Annotated in this window: 18 protein-coding genes and 1 tRNA gene; 11 read left to right on the plus strand and 8 right to left on the minus strand. The window is 67.6% G+C overall.

The genetic code is table 11. The features are described 5' to 3' along the window. Window positions 1-39: 39 nt before the first annotated feature. The 3 genes from AZC_RS08275 to pabB are packed head-to-tail and all read right to left on the minus strand — an operon-like array spanning window position 40 to window position 2,833. Complete coding sequence (locus tag AZC_RS08275; RefSeq protein WP_012170124.1) at window positions 40-663, minus strand: GNAT family N-acetyltransferase; 624 nt, start codon at window positions 661-663, stop codon at window positions 40-42. Then, on the minus strand, window positions 660-1,445 hold the full coding sequence (locus tag AZC_RS08280) for an aminotransferase class IV (RefSeq protein WP_012170125.1): 786 nt from the start codon (window positions 1,443-1,445) through the stop codon (window positions 660-662). The genes AZC_RS08275 and AZC_RS08280 overlap by 4 nt, the downstream gene beginning before the upstream one ends. Next, window positions 1,442-2,833: an aminodeoxychorismate synthase component I gene (gene pabB, locus AZC_RS08285; RefSeq protein ID WP_244421811.1), complete on the minus strand. Its 1,392-nt coding sequence runs from the start codon at window positions 2,831-2,833 to the stop codon at window positions 1,442-1,444. Before pabB ends, AZC_RS08280 begins: the two co-directional genes overlap by 4 nt. 196 nt (window positions 2,834-3,029) lie before the next feature. Here pabB and AZC_RS08290 point away from each other — a divergent pair, with 196 nt between their 5' ends. Together AZC_RS08290 and AZC_RS08295 are read left to right on the plus strand one after the other, a co-directional pair. After that, complete coding sequence (locus AZC_RS08290) at window positions 3,030-3,776, plus strand: AzlC family ABC transporter permease (RefSeq protein ID WP_244421812.1); 747 nt, start codon at window positions 3,030-3,032, stop codon at window positions 3,774-3,776. Further along, window positions 3,773-4,120, plus strand: a complete 348-nt coding sequence (locus AZC_RS08295; protein ID WP_012170128.1) for an AzlD domain-containing protein — start codon at window positions 3,773-3,775, stop codon at window positions 4,118-4,120. The genes AZC_RS08290 and AZC_RS08295 overlap by 4 nt, the downstream gene beginning before the upstream one ends. A 123-nt stretch (window positions 4,121-4,243) precedes the next feature. Here AZC_RS08295 and glnA read toward each other — a convergent pair whose 3' ends face one another. Together glnA and AZC_RS08305 are read right to left on the minus strand one after the other, a co-directional pair. Then, complete coding sequence (gene glnA / locus AZC_RS08300) at window positions 4,244-5,653, minus strand: type I glutamate--ammonia ligase (protein WP_012170129.1); 1,410 nt, start codon at window positions 5,651-5,653, stop codon at window positions 4,244-4,246. Between the two features lie 53 nt (window positions 5,654-5,706). Then, entirely contained in the window at window positions 5,707-6,045 is a 339-nt protein-coding gene (locus tag AZC_RS08305; protein ID WP_012170130.1) for a P-II family nitrogen regulator, read from the minus strand. A gap of 217 nt (window positions 6,046-6,262) precedes the next feature. Between AZC_RS08305 and AZC_RS08310 the strand changes: the two genes are divergently transcribed. Further along, the gene (locus AZC_RS08310; RefSeq protein WP_043879088.1) at window positions 6,263-7,762 is read left to right on the plus strand and encodes a bifunctional ADP-dependent NAD(P)H-hydrate dehydratase/NAD(P)H-hydrate epimerase; all 1,500 of its coding nucleotides are present in this window, start codon (window positions 6,263-6,265) and stop codon (window positions 7,760-7,762) included. Between the two features lie 50 nt (window positions 7,763-7,812). Here AZC_RS08310 and AZC_RS08315 read toward each other — a convergent pair whose 3' ends face one another. Together AZC_RS08315 and AZC_RS08320 are read right to left on the minus strand one after the other, a co-directional pair. After that, window positions 7,813-9,072 carry a multicopper oxidase family protein gene (locus tag AZC_RS08315; RefSeq protein ID WP_012170132.1) on the minus strand — a complete coding sequence of 420 codons (1,260 nt, stop codon included), beginning with the start codon at window positions 9,070-9,072 and terminating at the stop codon, window positions 7,813-7,815. 230 nt (window positions 9,073-9,302) lie between these two features. Beyond that, window positions 9,303-10,184, minus strand: coding sequence for an aldo/keto reductase family oxidoreductase (locus tag AZC_RS08320; protein ID WP_043880158.1), 882 nt, complete (start codon window positions 10,182-10,184; stop codon window positions 9,303-9,305). Window positions 10,185-10,297: 113 nt separating this feature from the next. Between AZC_RS08320 and AZC_RS08325 the strand changes: the two genes are divergently transcribed. The 7 genes from AZC_RS08325 to AZC_RS08355 all read left to right on the plus strand — a co-directional run bounded on the left by AZC_RS08325 (window position 10,298) and on the right by AZC_RS08355 (window position 18,778). Continuing rightward, window positions 10,298-11,203, plus strand: coding sequence for a LysR family transcriptional regulator (locus AZC_RS08325; protein ID WP_012170134.1), 906 nt, complete (start codon window positions 10,298-10,300; stop codon window positions 11,201-11,203). A 172-nt stretch (window positions 11,204-11,375) separates the two neighbouring features. Beyond that, window positions 11,376-11,460, plus strand: a tRNA-Leu gene (locus AZC_RS08330). A 102-nt stretch (window positions 11,461-11,562) separates the two neighbouring features. Beyond that, a complete protein-coding gene (gene tig / locus AZC_RS08335; RefSeq protein WP_012170135.1) occupies window positions 11,563-12,912 on the plus strand; it encodes a trigger factor in 1,350 nt (449 codons plus the stop codon). A gap of 64 nt (window positions 12,913-12,976) precedes the next feature. Then, entirely contained in the window at window positions 12,977-13,609 is a 633-nt protein-coding gene (gene clpP, locus AZC_RS08340; RefSeq protein ID WP_012170136.1) for an ATP-dependent Clp endopeptidase proteolytic subunit ClpP, read from the plus strand. Between the two features lie 561 nt (window positions 13,610-14,170). Next, a complete protein-coding gene (gene clpX, locus AZC_RS08345; RefSeq protein WP_012170137.1) occupies window positions 14,171-15,439 on the plus strand; it encodes an ATP-dependent Clp protease ATP-binding subunit ClpX in 1,269 nt (422 codons plus the stop codon). A gap of 288 nt (window positions 15,440-15,727) precedes the next feature. Further along, window positions 15,728-18,148: an endopeptidase La gene (lon, locus tag AZC_RS08350; RefSeq protein ID WP_043879089.1), complete on the plus strand. Its 2,421-nt coding sequence runs from the start codon at window positions 15,728-15,730 to the stop codon at window positions 18,146-18,148. Window positions 18,149-18,499: 351 nt separating this feature from the next. After that, entirely contained in the window at window positions 18,500-18,778 is a 279-nt protein-coding gene (locus tag AZC_RS08355; RefSeq protein ID WP_012170139.1) for an HU family DNA-binding protein, read from the plus strand. 91 nt (window positions 18,779-18,869) lie between these two features. On the opposite strand, the gene AZC_RS08360 is transcribed toward AZC_RS08355, so the two are convergent. Beyond that, on the minus strand, window positions 18,870-20,258 hold the full coding sequence (locus AZC_RS08360; protein WP_043879090.1) for an alpha/beta hydrolase family protein: 1,389 nt from the start codon (window positions 20,256-20,258) through the stop codon (window positions 18,870-18,872). Window positions 20,259-20,567: 309 nt separating this feature from the next. On the opposite strand from AZC_RS08360, the gene AZC_RS08365 reads away from it, so the two are divergent. Beyond that, complete coding sequence (locus AZC_RS08365) at window positions 20,568-21,797, plus strand: MFS transporter (RefSeq protein WP_012170141.1); 1,230 nt, start codon at window positions 20,568-20,570, stop codon at window positions 21,795-21,797. The last annotated feature ends 41 nt before the right edge of the window (window positions 21,798-21,838 follow it).

Genomic DNA, 21,838 nt, shown 5'->3' on the forward strand with positions numbered 1-21,838 from the left:
CGGCACAGACAGTCAAAGGGCGGCTTCGGCCGCCCTTTTTCATGGGTGCTGGCTTGAAGCGGGTTGCGCCTCGAAAGCGGCGCGCGTCAGCCGATAGAGCACATGCCGCTTCAGGCGGTGGCCGCTCGGCACCAGCGGGCTGTCAAAATCCTCCGCCGGATCGCGGGTCATGCCGAGGCGGTGCATCACCGCCTGCGAGCGGGTGTTGGCCGGGACGGTGAGCGCCACCACCTCCTTGAGGCCGAACCTGGTAAAGGCATCCGCCAGCGCGAGGCGGGCGGCTTCGCTCACATAGCCATGGCCCCAATGGGCCTTCTGGATGCGCCAGCCGATTTCCACCGCCGGGGTAAAGGCCGCCGCATAAGGCACATGCACGAGGCCGGTGTAGCCGATGAAGGGCGAGACGCCCGGCAATTCCATGGCCCAGAGGCCGAAGCCATAAGCGGCGAAGTGGCGCTCGATGCGCTGGGCGACGGCATCGCTCTCCGCCCGGCCGTTCACCGGCATCAGATGTTCCATCACGTCCGGGTCCGACAGCATCTGGGCGAGGCTGTCCCAATCCGCCTTGCGCCACAGCCGCAGGCGCACGCGAGGGCCGACGAGGGCTTCCGGCGGAGTGGAATAGGGCAGGTCCAGCATGGGAAAGCCGGCGGGCGTGGTCATGGGATCTCCGTCCGCAGGCGCTCCGCCACGGCGAAGCTCGAAAACACCCGGTCGCCGAAGGACCGGACAGATCGCAGGCCTAGGCTGGAGGTGAGGAAAGCCTCTTCGGCGGTCGCGACATCGTCCGACGTCAGCGGCCGTTCCACGGCGCCGCGCGCCAGCACCTCCGCCCGCATCACGCCGGGCAGGGCGCCTTCCGACAGGGGCGGGGTGAGAAGCTGGCCGTCGCGTTGCACGAAGAGATTGGCGATGGTGCTCTCGGCGAGGCGCCCTAGCGTGTTCAGGAGGAGCGCATCATCGCAGCCGGCGCGCTGCGCTTCCTGCCGGGCGAGGATGTTATCGAGATAGTTCAGCGACTTGATGCCGCTCAGCGGCGAGAACTCGTTGCGCCGCGTGCCCTGCGCCAGCATCAGACGGGCCGGCGGCGCGGGGGCGGCCATTGGCGCAGCCGTGACGAGGAGCGTCGGTCGCGGCGCCTCAGGCGGCAGTACGCCGCGCGGTCCTTCGCCGCGCGTGAGGGTGAGGCGCAGCACCGCATCGGTGAGGCCGTTGGCGGCAAGCAGTGCGGTTGCTATGGCGGACAGATCAAAGGTCGGCAGCGGCAGGCCGATCACCTCCGCGCCCCGCGCGAGCCGGGCGAGGTGGGCGGACAACCGCAGGGGCGTGCCACCGCGCACGGCGATGGTTTCGAACAGGCCGTCGCCCAGCGTGAAGCCGCGATCGCCGGGGGCGATGCGGGCGGCGGCGGCATCAACGAGACCGCCGTTCAGCCACAGCTTCATGGCGTCTCTCCCGCAGCCGCCTTCAGCAGGGGCGCCACTTTCACCAGGCTCTCCTCATATTCCGCCGCTGGGTCGCTGTCGGCGACGATGCCGCCGCCCGCCTGCGCCACCAGGGTTTCGCCCGCGCGCACCAGCGTGCGGATGACGATGGAGGAATCCATGGCGCCGTCAAAGCCGATCCACGCCACGCTCCCGCAATAGGGCCCGCGCGGCGCGGGCTCCAGTTCGTGGATGATCTCCATGGCCCGCACCTTGGGCGCCCCAGTGATGGAGCCGCCGGGGAAACAGGCCCGCAGCAGGTCCACCGGCCCGCGGCCGGGGGCAAGGACGCTCCGCACCTCGGAGACGAGGTGATGCACGCTGGCAAAGGTCTCCAGCGCGCAGAGCGCCGGCACGGTGACGCTGCCGAGCCGTGACACACGGCCGAGATCGTTGCGCATGAGGTCCACGATCATCAGATTCTCGGCCCGGTCCTTCTCGCTGGCGAGAAGCGCGGCGGCGAGGGCCGTGTCCTCGGCCGTCGTGCCGCCGCGCGGCCGGGTGCCCTTGATGGGCCGCGTCTCCACGCCGCCATCGGGCGCCACCTTCAGGAAGCGCTCGGGCGAGGCGCTCATGAGGGCAAGGTCCGGTCCGCAGACGAGCAGGGCCGAGAAGGGGGCGGGCGAGAGGGCGGTCAGCCGCCGGTAAAGGTCGTAATCGGACAGGCCCTCCGGGCGGCGGCTCAGGAAGCGCTGGGTGATGTTGGCCTGGAAGATGTCGCCCGCGTGGATGTAGTCCACCGTGCGGCCGATGCGGGCCTCCATCTCGGCGCGCGAGAGTTCTGCCGTCCAGTCCGCGCGGGCTGTGATGTCCGGCGGCGTGTCCTCGGCCGGCGCCTTCGAGAGGCGGGCGAGGAGATGCGCGACCCGCGCCTTGGCCCGTGCCGCGCGAACGTTCGCCGCTATCTCCGGCAGGCCGGTGGAGATCAGGACGGCCGCCCGCGCCGCATGATCGAAGGCGATCACCACGTCATAGAGGCCCATCACCATGTGGGGGATGGGCAGCCCCGGCTTCGGCGGCGGCAGGCGCTCCACATGCCGACCCAGCTCATAACCGAGGAAACCGACCGCGCCGCCGGCGAACGGCACGGGCGCAAGCCCCTCGGGTGCCGGACAGGCGGCGAGCTGCGCGCCCAGAACGGTGAACGGATCGCCCGCCACCGACGCGCCGTCCACCCGCACGCCGTCGGCGTCCGCGACGATGACCCGGAAAGGTTCGGCGGCGATGTAGGAATAGCGCCCGCGCGCGCCATCCTGCGCCGCGCTGTGCAGCAGGGCGGCCATGGGGTCGTCCGCAAAGGCTCGGAACAGGCGGACGGGATCGCCATAGGCGATGGGGACCACGTGCACGGGCGGGGCATCTCCGGGCTGCGGCGATTCCACCGCGTGCCGTAACATTCACCTTGCGGTAGCGGGCGCAAGCCCTCTCCGCACGTCAGCCCGCCAAGCCATGCATCCCGTTGCCTGCCGCGCCGGGCGGACCGATGCTAAAGCACGCAGCGGCCTTGCCGAAGGCCGGTCCCGTCACCGCCCGAAGCCCCCGCCCATGCTCGACACTGTTCCCGAAGCCCCGCCGCCCGTGTCCCACGGCGCCCTGCATTATGCGCTGGCCGGCGTGCGCGGAGCGATGTCGGTGCCGCTGCTGGTGCTGATCGCCTCCTATATCGGCTTCGGCGGCCTGCTCCATGGCGTCGGTTTCCCGCTGCTGCCGGGCATGCTCTCCACCATCTTCATCTGGGCGCTGCCGGCGCAGGTCATCCTCATCGGCGGGCTCGCGGCGGGCACGGCGCTGCCGGCCATCGCGCTGGCGGTGGGCCTCTCTTCCATCCGCCTCCTGCCCATGGTGGTGGCGCTCGCCCCCTTCACGCGCGGGCGTCACCGCTCGACGGTGGGGGAATTCTGCGCCTCCCATTTCGTCGCCATGACCATGTGGGTGGAGGGCATGCGTCTGCTGCCCAAGGTGCCCGTGGAGGGGCGTCCGGCCTATACGCTAGCCATGGGCGCCACCTATGTGGGGGTGAGCACGCTGGCGACCTGGGCCGGGTTCGAGCTGGCGGGCAGCCTGCCGCCGGCCTTCGGCGCGGGCCTCCTGTTCCTCACGCCGGCGTCCTTCACCATCCTCATGGTGCGCAATTCCCGCACGGCGCTGGACTGGATGGCGCTGGCGTTCGGCCTCGCCTCGGCACCGCTGGTGGCCGGGCTCGATGGCGGCATGGACCTGATGATCGGCGGCGTCGGCGGCGGCACGCTCGCTTATGGCATCGCCCGGCTCCTGAAGCGGAGGGCGGCATGATCTATGACAACGCACTCGTGGCGGCGCTTATCGTGATCGTGGTGGGTTTCCTGCCAACCGAGATCTGGCGCTGGCTGGCGGTGGTCGCCGGCCGCCGGGTGGAGGCGGGGAGCGAACTCTTCCACTGGATCAAGGCGGTGGCGACGGCGCTGCTCGCCGCCGTGGTGGGCCGCCTCGTCTTCATGCCCACGGGCGCGCTGGCGGAGGTGCCGCTGTCGCTGCGCCTCGCTTCGGTGGGGGCAGGCGTCCTCGCCTTCCTCCTCATCCGCCGCTCGGTGCTGGCGGGCGTGGTGGCCGCGCAGGTGGTGCTGCTCGGCGGCATCTGGTGGCTCGGCATCCACTGAAGCCGGCCTGATCCCGAACGCTGTAAACAAAAGGGGCGCCCGAAGGCGCCCCAGTCTGGGAGAGACCCGTAAAGGTCTCCGGTCGATGCGGACGCGCTGGCTGTGACGCCAGCGCGAACGGCATCAGACCGAGTAGTACATCTCGAACTCGACCGGGTGCGGGGTCATCTCGAAGCGAGCGACTTCCTGCATCTTGAGGTCGATGTAGGACTCGATGAAGTCCTTCTGGAACACGTCGCCCTTGAGCAGGTAGTCGTGGTCCTTGGCGAGCGACTCGAGCGCCTCGCGGAGCGAGCCGCAGACGGTCGGGATCTGCTTCAGCTCGGCCGGGGGCAGATCGTACAGATCCTTGTCCATGGCCGAACCGGGATCGATCTTGTTCAGGATGCCGTCCATGCCGGCCATGAACAGGGCCGAGAAGGCGAGGTAGGGGTTCGCGCCCGGATCGGGGAAGCGGACCTCGACGCGCTTGGCCTTCGGGTTGTTCGTGTAGGGGATGCGGCAGGACGCCGAGCGGTTGCGGGCCGAATAGGCCAGCAGCACCGGGGCCTCATAGCCCGGGACCAGACGCTTGTAGGAGTTGGTCAGCGGGTTGGTGAAGGCGTTCAGCGACTTGGCGTGCTTGATGACGCCGCCGATGTACCACAGGCACTCCTGCGAGAGGTCGGCATACTTGTCGCCGGCGAAGAGCGGCTTGCCGTCCTTCCAGATGGACTGGTGGACGTGCATGCCCGAGCCGTTGTCGCCATAGACGGGCTTCGGCATGAAGGTCGCGGTCTTGCCATAGATGTTGGCGACCTGATGGATGCAGTACTTATAGACCTGCAGGTGGTCGGCCATGGTGACGAGCTGGCCGAACTTCAGGCCGAGCTCGTGCTGGGCGGAAGCCACCTCGTGGTGGTGCTTCTCGACCTTGGCGCCCATCTTGGCCATGGAGGCGAGCATCTCGGAGCGCATGTCCTGGGCGCTGTCGAGCGGGGGCACCGGGAAGTAGCCGCCCTTGGTCTTGATGCGGTGGCCGAGGTTGCCGCCTTCATAATCGGTGTCGCCGTTGGTCGGCAGCTCGATGGAGTCCAGCTTGAAGCCCGTGTTGTACGGGTCGGCCTTGAACTTCACGTCGTCGAAGATGAAGAACTCGGCCTCGGGGCCGAAGAACACGGTGTCGCCGATGCCGGTGGACTGCAGGTAGGCCATCGCCTTCTTGGCGATGCCGCGCGGGTCGCGGCCGTAGGGCTCGCCGGTGGTCGGCTCGAGCACGTCGCACACCACCGAGAGGGTGGTCTCGGAGAAGAAGGGATCGACGCAGGCGGTGGTGACGTCCGGCATGAGGAGCATGTCGGACTCGTTGATGGCCTTCCAGCCGGCGATGGACGAGCCGTCGAAGGCCTGGCCTTCGGCGAAGAAGTCCTCGTCGACCATGGTGATGTCGAAGGTCACGTGCTGCCACTTGCCGCGCGGATCGGTGAAGCGCAGGTCGACGTATTTCACGTCGTTCGACTTGATGAAGTCGAGGACTTCCTTGGCCGTCTTCATTTGAGTAAACGCCTTTCCTGAAGGTAAAGGTAGGTAAGGGCTGGGAGAGGAGATCAGATGGCGTCGAGCCCGGTCTCGCCGGTGCGGATGCGGATGGCTTCCTCGATGCTGGACACGAAGATCTTGCCGTCGCCGATGCGTCCGGTCTGAGCGGCGCGGAGCAGGGCTTCCACCGCCTTCTCGACCATGTCGTCGGCGAGCACCACCTCGATTTTCACCTTGGGCAGGAAGTCCACCACATATTCGGCGCCGCGATAAAGCTCGGTATGGCCCTTCTGGCGACCGAACCCCTTTGCCTCGGTGACCGTGATACCTTGCAGGCCGACTTCCTGAAGGGCCTCCTTCACTTCATCGAGCTTGAAGGGCTTGATGATCGCCTCGATCTTCTTCATGCGCTCCGTCTCCCGTGGCCCGTCCTCTCCGCCGATTGGGCGAGCCGCACAACTGTAAGCACGATGTATGCCATTCGTGCCATTGCAGAGATCGTCACAGCTGTGGATGGTGTTGTCTGCCTAAATAGTATGCGATGTGCCCGCAAAATAGGCGACATTTCGCGGGCGGAAATTCTGTGTATGGATGCCTTTTAGGCAGGGTGATGCGGAGGGCGGTATGAGCGAGCTTCTCGATCCAGGTGAAATGGCGATCGCCGACCGGACGACCATCGCGCAGGGCACGCCCGGGATCACCCTCATGGACCGAGCCGGTGCGGCGGTGGCCGACGTGGTGGCGCGGCGTCCGCTCACCTCCCGCGTGCTCGTCCTCTGCGGTCCCGGCAACAATGGCGGCGACGGCTTCGTGGCCGCCCGCATCCTCGCCCAGCGCGGCTTCCGCGTGCGCCTCGCGCTGCTCGGAAGCATCGAGGCGCTCAAGGGTGATGCGGCGCTGGCCGCCGGCCGCTGGACGGGACCGGTGGAGGATGCCGTGCAGGCGGATCTCTCGCAGGCCGACCTCATCGTGGATGCGCTGTTCGGCGCCGGCCTCGCGCGCGATCTGGAGGGTGATGCGCTGGCGCTCGTGGAGCGGATGGGCGAGAGTGGCAAGCCGGTCATTGCCGTGGACCTGCCCTCGGGGGTCGATGGCGCGACGGGCGCCGTGCGCGGCGCGGCGGCGCCGGCGGTGGAGACGGTCACCTTCTTCCGCCGCAAGCCGGGGCATCTGCTGCTGCCGGGGCGGGGGCTCTGCGGCAAGGTCCGCGTCGCGGACATCGGCATCCCGGACAGCGTGCTCGCGGAGATCGCGCCCCGCACCAGCGCCAATGACCCGGACCTCTGGGGCGCGCATTTCCCGGTCCCCACCGTCGAGGGACACAAATACGGGCGCGGCCATGCGGTGGTGATGAGCGGCGGGCGCTGGACGGCTGGGGCGGCGCGGCTCGCCGCGCGCGGCTGTCTGCGGGCGGGAGCGGGGCTCGTCACGGTCGCCTGCCCTGAAGGCGCGGCCCTCGTTCACGCCGCCTCCTATGCGGCGCTCATGGTCCGGCACGTGGAGAACAGCGGCGATCTCAGCGATCTCCTGGTGGATCACCGCTATTCCTCTGTCGTCCTGGGACCCGGCCTCGGCGTGGGCGATGAGACGCGCGACATGGTGGAGGCGGCGGTGGCCGAGCATCGCAGCCTCGTGCTCGATGCCGATGCGCTGACGAGCTATGCCGGGGCGCCGCAGGCGCTGGCCGAGCGGATCGCGGGCGCCAAGGCCGCCGTCATCACGCCTCATGAGGGCGAGTTTGCCCGCCTCTTCGCCGACACCGACCTCATTCCCGCCGACGCCGACAAGCTGACGCGGACCCGCGCGGCGGCGGAGGCGCTGAAGGCCGTGGTGGTGCTCAAGGGGGCGGATACGGTGGTGGCGGCACCGGACGGGCGCGCCAGCATCGCGGAGAATGCGCCGCCTTTCCTTGCCACGGCCGGGGCGGGGGATGTGCTCGCCGGCATCCTCGGCGGCCTTCTGGCGCAGGGCATGCCGGCGTTCGAGGCGGCGGCAGCGGCGGTCTGGCTGCATGGGGAGGCCGCCCGCCAAGCCGGCCCCGGCCTCATCGCCGACGATCTGCCGGAAGCCCTGCCCAAAGTTTATGCGGCGCTGTTCGAGGCTTTGGGGGCGCGCGCCGGGTGAGAGATGCCCCGGTCAATTCCGGGGCATCGGATGGCGGTCCGAAACGCGCCTCACTTCACTTCATAAGCGGCGGCGGCGACGATCTCCGTCGAGCCGCCCTTCTGGCCGAGGATGGCCCATTTGCCGGCAGCATCGGGCCGCAAGGCCACGCGCACGGTGGCCTTGCCCGGCACAGGCACGGTGTCGTGCCACCAGGGCTTCCAGCCGTCGTCCGCGCCGTCCAGCACGCGGACCGGCATGCCGTGGAAATGCACGGCCACCGGCTCCTCCAGCTTGTTCGCCAGCGTCACCACGGCGGACTTGCCCGCCGCGACCGAGAACAGGGTCGGCAGGTTGGCGAGGTTCGCCGCGCCGGGGCCGAGGGCCAGTTCCGCCCGTGTCGCGCCCTGAAGCGGGATCTCGGTCGGCAGGGCATTGGCGGGCAGGGCGGCGGGTGTCGCCGTTGGGGCCGGCGCGGTGCTGGCGCCCACGGGCGCGATCAGCGCCAGTTGCACAGGCGCTTTCGGCGTCTCGATCTCGAGGATGATGGGGTCGCCCGCGCCGCCACTCAGGTTGACGTCCAGCGCGAGGTCGATGCGCCCGCCCGGCACCAGTTGCGCCCGCCCGTCCTTCAGTACGAAGGGGGAGGTCGGCTGGCCGTCGATGGCCATGACCCAGCTTTGGGCGTCCACCACATGGAGCTTGAGGAAGTCCACCGAGGCATTGATGAGACGCAGCCGCGCGCGGGCGGCGGAGGGGGCCTGAAGGGTGGGCGAGACCGCGCCATTCACGGTGATGAGCGGCATGCCGAGCACCGGGTCCGGCGCCCAGGTCTGGATGAGCAGCGTGTGGTCGGCGCCGAAGGGGGAGGGGCCGGGCTCCTCCACGATCAGCGCGCCGGCGAGCGCCCGGCGGGTCTGTGCGGCGTCGAACGCGTGATACCAGAAGGTGCCGGCATCCGGCGGCGCGAAGCTGACGGTGCGGCTGGCGCCGGGCGCGATGGCCGGGCCGGTGAGGCCGGGCACGCCATCAAGCGCGTTGGGGACGCGCACGCCGTGCCAGGTTACGTCCATGGGCGCCTTGAGCGCGTTGGCGGCGGCAACCGAAAGCGTCTCTCCCTTCTTCACCCGCAAAAACGGACCGGGGAGCCCGCCCTCGAAGAGGTCGATGGGCCCGGCACCCGCGAGTTCGATGCGGTCGGCGGTGGCTGCCTTCAGCGAGACCGGCGCTGCGGCCGACTGTGCGAAGGCCAGGCGCGGCAGCAGGCCGCTCAGGGTCAAGGCGGCGGCGCCGGAAAGGGCCGCGCGGCGGGAGAAGGCTGGGACGCGCAAGACGATCGCTCCGCAACTTTTTGAAACTGCGCCGCGACCTTCCCTCGCCGCATCCCAAAGGGCAAGTGGCGATTGGTGGCACCATTGTGTGGTCCCGCGGGATATGACGCCCCGGGCCGGCACACCATGCGGCTGCTTCCGCATGCGGCCCACGCCGATCAGGCGCCGCCCTGCGATCCGGGCCCGCCGGATCGCAGGGGTGAGAGCCTTTTTCGCTGGGTGGCGCCCCGTCAGCCGGCGCGGCCGATGCCGTCGAGGGCGGCGAGGGCCTGAGGGGGCAGGTCCAGGTCCGCTGCCGCCAGATTTTCTTTGAGATGCGCGGTAGATGAGGTGCCGGGGATGAGCAGGATGTTGGGCGAACGCTTCAGCAGCCACGCCAGCGCCACCTGCATCGGGGTGGCCTTCAGTCCTTCGGCCACCTCCGACAGCGTGGCGGACTGGAGCGGCGAGAAACCGCCGAGGGGGAAGAAGGGCACATAGGCGATGCCGTCGCGGGCGAGATCGTCGATGAGCGCATCGTCCGCCCGGTGGGCGAGATTGTATTGGTTCTGGACGCAGACGATGGGCATCATCTGCCGCGCCTCCGCGATCTGGCGCGCGGTGGCGTTGCTGAGGCCGATGTGGCGGACGAGGCCTTGATGGCGCAGGTCCGCCAGCACGGCCAGCTGCTCCGCGATGGGGCCTTCGGCCGGTCCGTGCGTATCGAACATCAGCCGCAGGTTCACGACCTCCAACTGTTCCAGCCCGAGGTTCCTGAGATTGTCGTCCACGGCCCGCTTCAGTTCGTCCGGCGAGAAGGCGGGGAGCCAGGACGCATCCGCCCCGCGGCGGGCGCCGATCTTCGTCACCAGCACGAGGTCTCCAGGATAAGGCGCGAGTGCCTCGCGGATGATCTCGTTGGTGACATGCGGCCCGTAGAAGTCGCTGGTGTCGATGTGGTTCACCCCGGCGGCCACAGCGGCGCGGAGCACCGCGAGCGCTTCCGGCCGGTTCTTCGGCGGGCCGAATACGCCGGGCCCGGCAAGCTGCATGGCTCCGTAGCCGAGGCGGTTCAAAGTGCGATCGCCCAGCCGGTAGGTGCCGGCGGCCGTGATGCTGGAGGTGGATGACATGTTGGACATGGGCGTCTCCGTTGGGTGGCCGAAGGCTCGGCCCCTGAATTAGGCCTTGCCGCCCGCGTCGATAATCCCGCACAGTCCGTACGGCTTGTGCGGATTTCAGAACAATGAGCATCGATCTGTCCGACCTCGGCGCCTTCATGGCTGTGGCGCGGGCGCGGGGCTTCCGGGATGCGGCGCGGGTGAGCGGGGCGAGTCCCTCGGCCCTCAGCGACGCCGTGCGGCGGGTGGAGGCGCAGCTCGGGGTGCGGCTGCTCCACCGCACCACCCGCAGCGTTGCCCCCACCGAGGCGGGCGCCCGGCTGATGGAGCGGCTCGGCCCGGCGCTCGGCGAGGTGGAGGCGGCGCTCGATGTGGTGAACGGGTTCCGGGATCGGCCGGCCGGCACCCTGCGGCTCAATGTGCCGGTGAGCGCGGCGCGGCTCGTGCTGCCGTCGCTCGTGCCGGATTTCCTGGCCGCCTATCCCGACATCCGGCTGGAGATCACGGCGGAGGATACGTTCGTCGATCTTCTGGCGGCGGGCTGTGACGCCGGCATCCGCTATGACGAGCGGCTGGAGCAGGACATGATCGCGGTGCCCATCGGCCCGCGCACGCAGCGCTTCGCGACGGCGGCGGCGCCGGCCTATCTCGACCGGCGGGGTCGGCCGGCGCATCCGCGCGACCTGCTCGCCCATGCCTGCCTGCTCGCCCGCTTCAGCAGTGGCGCCATGATGGCCTGGGAGTTCGAGCGGGACGGGGAGGTGGTGCGCGTCGAGCCCACCGGCCCGCTGCTGGTGAGCGTCGGGGCCGCGACGGAGCTTGCAGTGGAGGCGGCGGTGGCCGGAACGGGCATCATTGCTCTGTTCGAGGACTGGCTGCGCCCGCATCTGGACAGCGGCGCGCTGGAGCCCGTGCTGGAGGCGTGGTGGCCACGCTTCTCGGGGCCCTTCCTTTATTATCCGGGCCGCCGGCTGGTGCCGGCGCCGCTCAGGGCCTTCGTGGATTTCGTACGGACGCGGCAGGAAGGCTGACGCTGGGTCCGTCTGCGGCGGGCGTTGTCCATAAGCCTGCCCTGGTGACGGGTGCTTTTTCTTGCTGCACGGGAAATCGGGCGTGATATAAGCCCCAACCCGGCCGGACCCGAGTCAATCGGTCGAACGGGCGAGAGGGGTGCGCCTTGCGCGTGCGCCCCGATGCCCGTATGCGGGCGTGGCGGAACTGGTAGACGCGCGGGATTTAGGTTCCCGTGACGAAAGTCGTGGGGGTTCGAAACCCTCCGCCCGCACCACGTCCACACCCGTTTCCGCAGGGATGAGGGCGCAGCGCTTCCGCCGCGCCGGACAGATTCGAACCGAACCGCCGTGCGCGGCTTATGGATGAAGGCAAGACGATGCAGGTGACCGAAACCCAGGCCGAGGGCCTCAAGCGCGCCTACACTGTGGTGCTCCCCGCGGCCGAGCTCGACGCCAAGGCTCAGGATCGCCTGGTCGAGCTCAAGGACAAGGTCCGGATCAACGGCTTCCGCCCCGGCAAGGTGCCGCTGTCCCACCTCAAGTCGCTGTACGGCAAGTCCGTCATGGCCGAGGTGATCGAGCAGGCCGTGACCGAGGCCAACGGCAAGATCGTCGAGGACAACGGCCTGCGCCTCGCGCTGCCGCCGAAGGTCGAGCTGCCCCAGGCCGAGGACGAAGTGAAGAGCGTCATCGAGGGCCAGGCCGACCTCAAGTACACGGTCGAGCTGGAAGTGCTGCCGAAGATCGAGCTCGGCAACTTCAAGGACATCGCCATCGAGAAGCCCGTCGCCATCGTCACCGATGAAGAGGTGGACGAGATGGTGAAGCGCATTGCCGACGGCAACCGCTCCTTCGACGCCAAGGAAGGCGCCGCCGCTTCGGGCGACCGCATCACCGTGGACTTCGTGGGCTCCATCGACGGCGTCCCGTTCGAGGGCGGCGCTGGCGAGGACGTGCCGGTGGTGATCGGCTCCAACAGCTTCATCCCCGGCTTCGAGGAGCAGCTCATCGGGCTGTCCGCCGGCGAGGAGCGCACCATCAATGTCACCTTCCCGACGAACTATCTGTCGGCCCAGCTCGCCGGCAAGGATGCGTCCTTCGCGGTGAAGGCCAAGCAGGTGGAGGCTCCCGGCGAGCTGACCATCGACGACGAGTTCGCCAAGACGCTCGGTCTCGAGAGCCTCGACAAGCTCAAGGAGAATGTGCGCGAGCGCATCGCCAAGGAGCATGAAGGCGCGACCCGCCAGCGCGTGAAGCGTCAGCTGCTCGACGCGCTCGACGCCGGCCACAAGTTCGACGTACCCCCGACCCTCGTCTCGCAGGAGTTCGAGGGCGTGTGGCAGCAGATCCAGACCGATCTGCAGCAGCAGGGCCGCACCTTCGCCGACGAGAGCACGACGGAAGAGGAAGCCCGCGCCGAATATCAGCGCATTGCCGAGCGCCGCGTGCGCCTTGGCCTGGTTCTTGCGGAGATCGGGGAGCGCAACAATATACAGGTCACCGACGACGAGGTGACGCGTGCGGTTGTCGAGCGGGCGCGTCAGTTCCCCGGCCAGGAACAGCAGGTGTGGGAATATTATCGCCGCAATGCGCAGGCGATGGCGTCCCTGCGTGCGCCCCTGTTCGAGGAGAAGGTCGTCGACTTCCTTCTGGAGCTCGCCAAGGTGACCGAGAAGCAGGTCAGCCGCGAGGAGCTCTACAAGGAGGAAGAGGAGAAGGCGGCCTGAGTTCAGGCCTCCTTCACCGCTGCCTGCGACGATTTGCGCGCATTCTCCGCGCCGAGGACCAAAAATGCGTGATCCTGTCGATACTTATATGAACTACCTCGTCCCCATGGTGGTCGAGCAGACCAACCGCGGGGAGCGCGCGTACGACATTTATTCCCGTCTCCTGAAGGAGCGGATCATCTTCCTGACCGGTCCGGTGGAAGACGGGATGTCCACGCTGGCGGTGGCGCAGTTGCTCTTTCTTGAGGCGGAAAACCCCAAGAAGGAAATCTCCATGTACATCAACTCGCCGGGCGGCGTGGTGACGTCGGGTCTTGCGATCTACGACACCATGCAGTTCATCCGCCCGGCGGTGTCCACGCTGTGCATCGGCCAGGCTGCCTCCATGGGCTCCCTGCTGCTGACCGCCGGCGAGAAGGGCCTGCGGTTCGCGCTGCCGAATGCTCGAATCATGGTCCATCAGCCGTCCGGCGGCTTCCAGGGCCAGGTCACGGACATCATGCTGCACGCGCAGGAGATCCTCAGCCTCAAGAAGCGGCTGAATGAAATCTATGTGAAGCATACGGGCCAGCCGATCGAGAAGATCGAGGACGCCCTCGAGCGCGACAACTTCATGACGGCGAACGCCGCTCAGGAGTTCGGGCTCATCGATACCGTCATCGACAAGCGTCCCTCGGACGAGCCGGCCAAGGCCTGATCCTTCGACGTTTTCAGGGGGCGGTGTGCGCAATGCTCTTGCGTGCACCGCCATATCGCGCTTGCATGGCCCCAATAGCCGGCATTTGACCGGCTGCGTCGGGGCTTCGCAATTTTAGCGTCGCGCCGGGGCAGGAAATACCGCCTCGGCGTTCCCGATGTAGCCATCCGTCCGATGGCGGCGCACGATCCGGGGTGCGCGACTGGCTTCACCATTCGTTCATTTCCGGGTCGCGGGTCTCTGGCAGGACGCGTGTCGGCACGCCATATGCATGTGCCAACACAGGCGTCTTGATTGGACCCAAGAGGGATGCTTGGCTGATACGGGGCGGAAAACGTCACGTATATGACAGGTAGCCGCAAGGCTGAGGCGGTACTCAGGGCTGCGGTGACAAGGCGAGGCATGGAACCCGGACCGCAAGGTGCGACGTTCCAAGAAACGGTCGAAAGGCCGGCACGGGGCTCAGGCGCAGCGTCGCCGGCCCCAACAAGGGTTCCGTCCAGACGGGGAGGGGTCCTGAACAGGACCTGAGCCGGAGGGGCGGACCGCACGGAGATGAAGATGAGCAAGACCGGCGGCAGCGACAGCAAGAACACGCTTTACTGCTCGTTCTGCGGCAAGAGCCAGCACGAGGTCCGCAAGCTCATCGCAGGGCCTACGGTCTTCATTTGCGACGAGTGTGTCGAACTCTGCATGGACATCATCCGCGAGGAGAGCAAGTCCTCCCTGGTGAAGTCCCGCGATGGCATCCCCACCCCGAAGGAGATCCGCAAGGTTCTCGATGACTACGTCATCGGCCAGGACCATGCGAAGAAGGTCCTCTCGGTGGCGGTGCACAACCACTACAAGCGCCTGAACCACGCCACCAAGCACGGCGATGTGGAACTGGCCAAGTCCAACATCATGCTCATCGGCCCGACGGGTTCCGGCAAGACGCTGCTGGCCCAGACGCTGGCGCGCATCCTGGACGTGCCCTTCACCATGGCCGACGCCACCACGCTGACCGAGGCCGGCTATGTGGGCGAGGATGTGGAGAACATCATCCTCAAGCTGCTCCAGGCCGCCGACTACAATGTGGAGCGGGCGCAGCGCGGCATCGTCTACATCGACGAGATCGACAAGATCAGTCGCAAGTCCGACAACCCGTCCATCACCCGCGACGTCTCGGGCGAGGGCGTGCAGCAGGCCCTGCTGAAGATCATGGAAGGCACCGTTGCCTCCGTGCCCCCGCAGGGCGGCCGCAAGCACCCCCAGCAGGAATTCCTGCAGGTGGACACCACCAACATCCTCTTCATCTGCGGCGGCGCCTTCGCGGGCCTCGACAAGATCATCTCGTCCCGCTCCAAGGGCGGCACCTCCATCGGCTTCGGCGCCAAGGTGGCTCCCGTCGAGGAGCGTCGTCCCGGCGAGTTGTTCCGCGAGGTGGAGCCCGAGGATCTGCTGAAGTACGGCCTCATCCCCGAGTTCATCGGCCGTCTGCCCGTGCTTGCCACGCTCAACGACCTCGACGAGGCGGCGCTCAAGCAGATCCTGGCCGAGCCGAAGAACGCGCTGGTGAAGCAGTATCAGCGCCTCTTCGAGATGGAGAACGTGGATCTCACCATCCATGAGGAAGCGCTGGGCGCCATCGCCCGCAAGGCCATCGAGCGCAAGACGGGCGCGCGCGGCTTGCGCTCGATCATGGAAGGAATCCTGCTGGACACCATGTTTGACCTTCCCGGCCTCGAAGGCGTCGAGGAAGTGGTGATCAGCAAGGAAGTGGTCGAGCAGAATGCGCGCCCGCTCTACATTTACGCGGACCGTGTCGGCGACGCCGGCGCCAGCGCCTGACGGGGTTTATCCCGCTTCCTTCCCTCGCGCCGCCGGCGCGGGGGAAACGCCAGAACCTGCCTGTTTCATGAATGTTTCACGTGCGGTGTCGGGAGCCTTCCCAACGGTCTTGAAAGCCAGCGGGGCGCTCTCCATGTCTTGGTCAACACTCCGGTTCCCGGGCTCGGTTCCTGTGCCTCTCGCGGCCTTATCGCCGCTCCAGCATCGATCATCCGCTCCCGTCCCGGCTGCGACCACGCAGGCGAATGCATTGTCGTCTGCGTTGGCGTCTTTAGAAAGGATTGGGTCATGACGAGCCCCAAGCAGCGCCCGCCTCTCGTTCCCGGCGTCGCACAGACCTTCCCGGTGCTCCCCCTGCGGGACATCGTGGTTTTCCCGCACATGATCGTTCCCCTCTTCGTCGGCCGCGAGAAGTCCATCCGCGCGCTGGAAGAAGTGATGCGGGGCGATACCTACATTCTTCTCGCCACCCAGGAAAACGCCTCGGACGATGATCCGGCCACCGATGCCATCTATCGCGTCGGCACGCTGGCGACCGTCCTCCAGCTCCTGAAGCTGCCCGACGGCACCGTGAAGGTGCTGGTGGAAGGCGTCACCCGCGCCCAGGTGGTGCAGTACACGGACCGTGCCGATCTCTATGAGGCCGAGGCCATCTCCCTGCCCGACGAGGTGGGCGATGTGGTCGAGGCCGAGGCGCTCGCGCGCTCGGTGGTCAACGAGTTCGAAAACTATGTGAAGCTCAACAAGAAGGTGTCTCCCGAGGTGGTCGGCGTCGTCGGCCAGATCGAGGATCACGCCAAGCTTGCCGACACCATCGCCTCCCATCTCGCGGTGAAGATCCCCGAGAAGCAGGCCGTGCTGGAGACCGTGAAGGTCGCCGACCGGCTGGAGAAGGTGCTCGGGCTGATGGAGAGCGAGATCTCCGTGCTCCAGGTGGAGAAGCGCATCCGCACGCGGGTGAAGCGCCAGATGGAGAAGACCCAGCGCGAGTACTATCTCAACGAGCAGATGAAGGCGATCCAGAAGGAGCTCGGCGACGAGGACGGCCGCGACGACCTTCAGGAGCTGGAAGACCGCATCAAGCGCACCAAGCTGACCAAGGAGGCGCGCGAGAAGGCCACGCACGAGCTGAAGAAGCTCCGTCAGATGTCGCCCATGTCGGCGGAAGCCACCGTCGTGCGCAACTATCTGGACTGGCTGCTGTCGATCCCGTGGGGCATCAAGAGCAAGGTCAAGAAGGACCTGCCCTTCGCCCAGTCGGTGCTCGATTCCGACCACTACGGCCTCGACAAGGTCAAGGAACGCATCGTCGAGTATCTCGCCGTGCAGAGCCGCGCCAACAAGCTGGCCGGCCCGATCCTGTGCCTCGTCGGCCCTCCCGGCGTCGGCAAGACCTCGCTCGGCCGCTCCATCGCCAAGGCGACGGGCCGCGAGTTCGTGCGCGTCTCCCTCGGCGGCGTGCGCGACGAGGCGGAGATCCGTGGTCACCGGCGGACCTACATCGGGTCCATGCCCGGCAAGATCATCCAGTCCATGCGCAAGGCCAAGAAGTCGAACCCGCTCTTCCTGCTGGACGAGATCGACAAGATGGGCGCGGACTTCCGCGGCGATCCGTCGGCGGCCCTGCTGGAGGTTCTGGACCCCGAGCAGAACCCGACGTTCAACGATCACTATCTGGAGGTCGATTATGACCTCTCGAACGTGATGTTCGTGACCACGGCGAACACGCTGAACATTCCGCCGGCCCTTCTGGACCGTATGGAAGTGATCCGCATCGCCGGCTACACCGAGGACGAGAAGGCGGAGATCTCGCGCAAGCACCTGATCCCCAACGCGCTTCAGAAGCACGGCCTCTCGGCCAAGGAATGGTCCATTGATGACGCGGCTCTGCTGCAGGTCATCCGGCGCTACACCCGCGAGGCGGGCGTGCGTAACCTCGAACGCGAGATTTCCACCCTCGCCCGCAAGGCGGTGAAGGAACTCGTCATCTCCAAGAAGAAGTCGGTGAAGGTCACCGCCAAGAATCTGGAGACCTTCCTCGGGGTGCCGCGCTTCCGCTATGGCGAGATCGAGCGGGAAGACCAGGTGGGCGTCGTCACGGGCCTTGCCTGGACCGAGGTGGGCGGCGAGCTGCTGACCATCGAAGGCGTCATGATGCCCGGCAAGGGCCGCATGACGGTGACCGGCAACCTGAAGGAAGTGATGAAGGAGTCCATCTCCGCCGCCGCCTCCTACGTGCGGTCGCGTTCGGTGGACTTCGGCATCGAGCCGCCGCTGTTCGAGCGTCGGGACATCCACGTCCACGTGCCCGAAGGCGCGACCCCGAAGGACGGCCCGTCCGCCGGCGTCGCCATGGCCACCACCATCGTCTCCGTGCTCACGGGCATTCCCGTGCGCCGTGACGTGGCGATGACCGGCGAGATCACGCTGCGCGGCCGCGTGCTGCCCATCGGCGGCCTCAAGGAGAAGCTGCTGGCCGCCCTGCGCGGCGGCATCAAGAAGGTGCTGATCCCCGAGGAGAACGCCAAGGATCTGGCGGACATCCCGGACAATGTGAAGAACGCGCTGGAGATCATTCCCGTGTCGCGCATGGACGAGGTGCTCCACCACGCCCTCCTGCGGCACCCCGAGCCGATCTCCTGGACCGAGCAGCCGGTGAGCGGCGCGGTCGTTCCGGACGAGGATGCGGCGGGCGTCGTCGCCCACTGAGTCGTCGCCCATCGCGGTTGGAAGTGGCCCGGAATCACGATTCCGGGCCATTTTTCTTTGTGTGGATGCCGCCTGCGACGCCGCCGGCCGTGCCTTTGCTCCACCGCTGTCGCCCGGCTCCGGGCGCTTCGAAAATTCCACTGCAAACACAGCTACTTAAGTAACGCTGCTCCGGAGGCTCCGGGGCGCGAACGCTGGTGCGCGCGGCTGCCGGAACCGTTGGAAATCGTTTGTTTATGCGGGTTTGTGGCGCTTTGGCGCTTGCAAAAGCCACATTTTCCGTAAAGCTTCCCGCCCATCGTTGAGGCCAACGCCCTGCGATTCGAGAGATACAATGGAAGGAACGGTCACATGACCACCAAGAACGAACTGATCGCCGCGGTGGCCGAAGAGGCCAAGCTCACGAAGGCGGCTGCGGCGGCTGCCGTGGATGCCACGTTCGACATCATCGCCAAGGCGCTGAAGGACGGCGAAGAAGTGAAGCTCATCGGCTTCGGCTCCTTCTCGGTCGTGACCCGCGCCGCCCGCGAGGGCCGCAACCCGCGGACCGGCAAGCCGGTGAAGATCGCCGCCTCCAAGGCGCCGAAGTTCACCCCCGGCAAGGGCCTCAAGGAAGCGGTCAACGACTGATCCATTCCGTGTGGCGCTCCGTCCGCGTTGTGCGGGCGGGGCGCCCCGGCTCCCCGTCCCGAGGTCTGGCTTGCGCCATCCCGGGGCCGGTTTACCTGAGGCTGTTGAACCAGTTCAGGATGTTGTCGCTCCCCGCGAGCGTCGCGGCATCGCCATAGAGACCGGCGATGAAGGTTCCGCGGTGGCTTCCCCCCGCCACCGGCACGCCCGCCGCCTGCCTGCCCCCCGCCGAAAGCGCGCGGAACACCATGGCCGGGTGGATCGCCTCGTCGGCGAGCCCGTAATGGAAGCGGATCGGGCTGTCATATTTCCAGTAGGATGCGCGGTTGGCCGCCAGATGCCGCAGGAAGGCGCTGTTCTGGTCGGCGGTGAAGCGCTCGAAGAAGCCCGGCACCATCAGCTCCGCGCCCGTCGGCAGCCGTTTCATCTGCGCGTCGTCGAGCTCGTAGCGCGTCCAGTAGGTCTGCGCGAGATCCTGATATTCGGGGCGCACGGCCGTCTTCAGCAAGCCCGTCAGATTGTACTGAAGCTCGTAGCTGCCGAGCGCGATGATCATGCACAAGGCGATCCAGACCGGCAGCGGGGGATAGGAGGTCGTGCCCTTGGGCAGCGGAAACATCGCGTCTCCGGTCCAGAAGCGCCACGTCTCGTTTAGGTCATTGAAGGGGCTGGCGACGGCCGTCGCGGCGATGGGCCGGCCGTCCTCCCGCAGCGCCTGGTGCAGCCATTGCGTGTTGATCGCGCCCTGCGACCAGCCGTGGAGGAAGAGTTTGCCAGGGCTGCACCCCAGGGCCCGCAGCGCCGTCTTGCCGGCGGCCAGCATCTGGAGGCAGGTGCGCACGGAGGCGCCTTTCACCGCATAGGCCTCGCCCCGGTCGCCCCGGAACGGTCCCTTGCCCAGATAATCGGCGGCGATCACCGCATACCCCTGTCCGGCGAAGCGCTGCACGTTGAAGAGCGTTTCGAGGGAATCCGCCGCATCGCTCGTCCGGTAAGTGGGATCGGCGAGACGCGTCAGGTTCGAGGGCACCTGATCGAAGGACAGGATCGTGCCGTGCTGCCAGGACACGACGGGCAAGGGCCCCTTGGCGCCCGCCGGAAGGGCCAGAAGGCCGCTGATCTTGAGGCGTTCGCCAGTCTCGGGGACGGTGACGTCCGTGACGAGGCGGTGCAGGTCCACGTCGAAGCTCGCGCCGTTCGCCTTGGCATCGAAGGCGGGAAGAATGACCGGTGCGTTGAAGAGCGGAAACGCCTCTGCCACCAGCGCATCGAGCCGCGCGCGGCTGACCCGGCAGGAGAGATCGATGCCGCGTCCCGCCCCACTGGCAGCATGCGCGGAGTGCTTGGCGTCAGCCAGTCCCAGTGCCGCCACGCCCGTGCCCAGCACCAGCGCCCGCCGCAGCCCATCGACGGGGCCGGTCGCGCGCGCGTCTTCATCTGGCGGGGCAGGGACGGGGACGGATCGTGACATGGGCGCCATGGCGCAACTCCTCGGGATCACGGGGCCGGTGCACGTCTCAATGCCCATGCGCGAGCCGGACGATCAGAAGGCGTGACGATGCGCGGACGTTACTGCCTGCCGCGTCAAAGGCGAAGATCAAGCTTCGATCACGCGGCGTTTCGCTCCCTCCAGGCCTTGCGGGGCGCGCCGGCGCATGTCCGGCCGGGGGGCTCTGCACGGCTTCGCATGGCTGGGGCTCCGTCCATGTGGATTGAGCCGGCAAATGAATGGCGCTAAGGACGCGCGCCGCATGCGCGGACCGCCGGACGGCGGGCAGGGAGGCGCCCCATGAGTGCAGACATCACCGCCGGCGCAGGGGCCGGATCGTCACCGGACTATGCGCGCAAGGCGCTGATCGGCTCCACGCTCGGCTTTGCCATGGATGGCTTCGACCTGCTCATACTCGGCTTCATGCTGCCGGCCATCGCCACCGACCTCGGCCTGTCCCCGGTGCAATCCGGCGCCCTCGTCACCTGGACGCTTATCGGCGCGGTGCTGGGCGGCATCCTCTTCGGCGTCCTGTCGGACTATTACGGCCGCGTCCGCGTGCTGGCCTGGACCATCCTGCTGTTTGCCGTCTTCACCGGCCTCTGTGCGCTCGCCCAGGGCTTCTGGGACCTGCTTGCCTATCGCTTCGTCGCTGGCCTTGGCCTCGGCGGCGAGTTCGGCATCGGCATGGCGCTCGCGACCGAAGCCTGGTCGGCGGAGAAGCGCGCCCGCGCCTCGTCCTATGTGGCGCTCGGCTGGCAGGGCGGCGTCCTGCTGGCGGCGCTGGTCACACCGCTCCTGCTGCCGCTCATCGGCTGGCGGGGCATGTTCGCAGTGGGCATCGCGCCGGCCGTGGTCGCCTTCATCGTGCGCCGTACACTCGGGGAGCCCGAGATCTTCGTCGCCCGCGCCAAGGGTCCGCGCCAGCCCCTGCCGCTGGGCCTGCTGGTGAAGGACTGGGAGACGACGAAGACGAGCTTTGCCATGTTCGTCCTCTGCGCGGTCCAGAATTTCGGCTATTACGGCATCATGATCTGGCTGCCGAACTATCTCTCCCAGAGGTTCGGCTATTCGCTTACCAAGTCCTCGCTCTGGACGGCCGTGACCATCCTCGGCATGGCGGCGGGCATCTGGGGCTTCGGCCAGCTGGCAGACCGCATCGGCCGCCGCCCGAGCCTCATCCTCTACCAGATCGGTGCGGCCGTCTCGCTGGTGGTCTATTCCCAGCTCACCGATGCCTCGGCGCTTCTCATCGGCGGCGCCGTCATGGGCTTCTTCGTCAACGGCATGATGGGCGGCTATGGGGCCTTGCTGTCCGAGTGCTATCCCACCGCCGCCCGCGCCACGGCGCAGAACGTGCTCTTCAATCTCGGGCGCGGGGTGGGCGGCTTCGGGCCGCTCGTCATCGGCATCCTCGCCAGCCAGTATTCCTTTGCGCTCACCATCGCCCTGCTGTCGGGCATCTATGTGCTCGACATGGTGGTGACCGTGTTTCTGGTGCCGGAGCGCCGGGGCGAGGCGCTGACCTGACGGGCGAACTGGCGTCGCAAGCCGGACGCCCCGCGAGGCGC

It is taken from the genome of Azorhizobium caulinodans ORS 571 (assembly GCF_000010525.1).
In the GTDB taxonomy this organism is placed as follows: Bacteria; Pseudomonadota; Alphaproteobacteria; order Rhizobiales; family Xanthobacteraceae; genus Azorhizobium; species Azorhizobium caulinodans.

Bases quoted from the DNA above. Each gene is read 5' to 3' on its own strand.
- AZC_RS08275 (WP_012170124.1), bottom strand. From the start codon at position 663: ATGACCACGCCCGCCGGCTTTCCCATGCTGGACCTGCCCTATTCCACT.
- AZC_RS08280 (WP_012170125.1), bottom strand. From the start codon at position 1,445: ATGAAGCTGTGGCTGAACGGCGGTCTCGTTGATGCCGCCGCCGCCCGC.
- AZC_RS08290 (WP_244421812.1), top strand. From the start codon at position 3,030: ATGCTCGACACTGTTCCCGAAGCCCCGCCGCCCGTGTCCCACGGCGCC.
- AZC_RS08295 (WP_012170128.1), top strand. From the start codon at position 3,773: ATGATCTATGACAACGCACTCGTGGCGGCGCTTATCGTGATCGTGGTG.
- glnA (WP_012170129.1), bottom strand. From the start codon at position 5,653: ATGAAGACGGCCAAGGAAGTCCTCGACTTCATCAAGTCGAACGACGTG.
- AZC_RS08305 (WP_012170130.1), bottom strand. From the start codon at position 6,045: ATGAAGAAGATCGAGGCGATCATCAAGCCCTTCAAGCTCGATGAAGTG.
- AZC_RS08310 (WP_043879088.1), top strand. From the start codon at position 6,263: ATGAGCGAGCTTCTCGATCCAGGTGAAATGGCGATCGCCGACCGGACG.
- AZC_RS08320 (WP_043880158.1), bottom strand. From the start codon at position 10,184: ATGTCATCCACCTCCAGCATCACGGCCGCCGGCACCTACCGGCTGGGC.
- AZC_RS08325 (WP_012170134.1), top strand. From the start codon at position 10,298: ATGAGCATCGATCTGTCCGACCTCGGCGCCTTCATGGCTGTGGCGCGG.
- tig (WP_012170135.1), top strand. From the start codon at position 11,563: ATGCAGGTGACCGAAACCCAGGCCGAGGGCCTCAAGCGCGCCTACACT.
- clpP (WP_012170136.1), top strand. From the start codon at position 12,977: ATGCGTGATCCTGTCGATACTTATATGAACTACCTCGTCCCCATGGTG.
- clpX (WP_012170137.1), top strand. From the start codon at position 14,171: ATGAGCAAGACCGGCGGCAGCGACAGCAAGAACACGCTTTACTGCTCG.
- lon (WP_043879089.1), top strand. From the start codon at position 15,728: ATGACGAGCCCCAAGCAGCGCCCGCCTCTCGTTCCCGGCGTCGCACAG.
- AZC_RS08355 (WP_012170139.1), top strand. From the start codon at position 18,500: ATGACCACCAAGAACGAACTGATCGCCGCGGTGGCCGAAGAGGCCAAG.
- AZC_RS08360 (WP_043879090.1), bottom strand. From the start codon at position 20,258: ATGGCGCCCATGTCACGATCCGTCCCCGTCCCTGCCCCGCCAGATGAA.
- AZC_RS08365 (WP_012170141.1), top strand. From the start codon at position 20,568: ATGAGTGCAGACATCACCGCCGGCGCAGGGGCCGGATCGTCACCGGAC.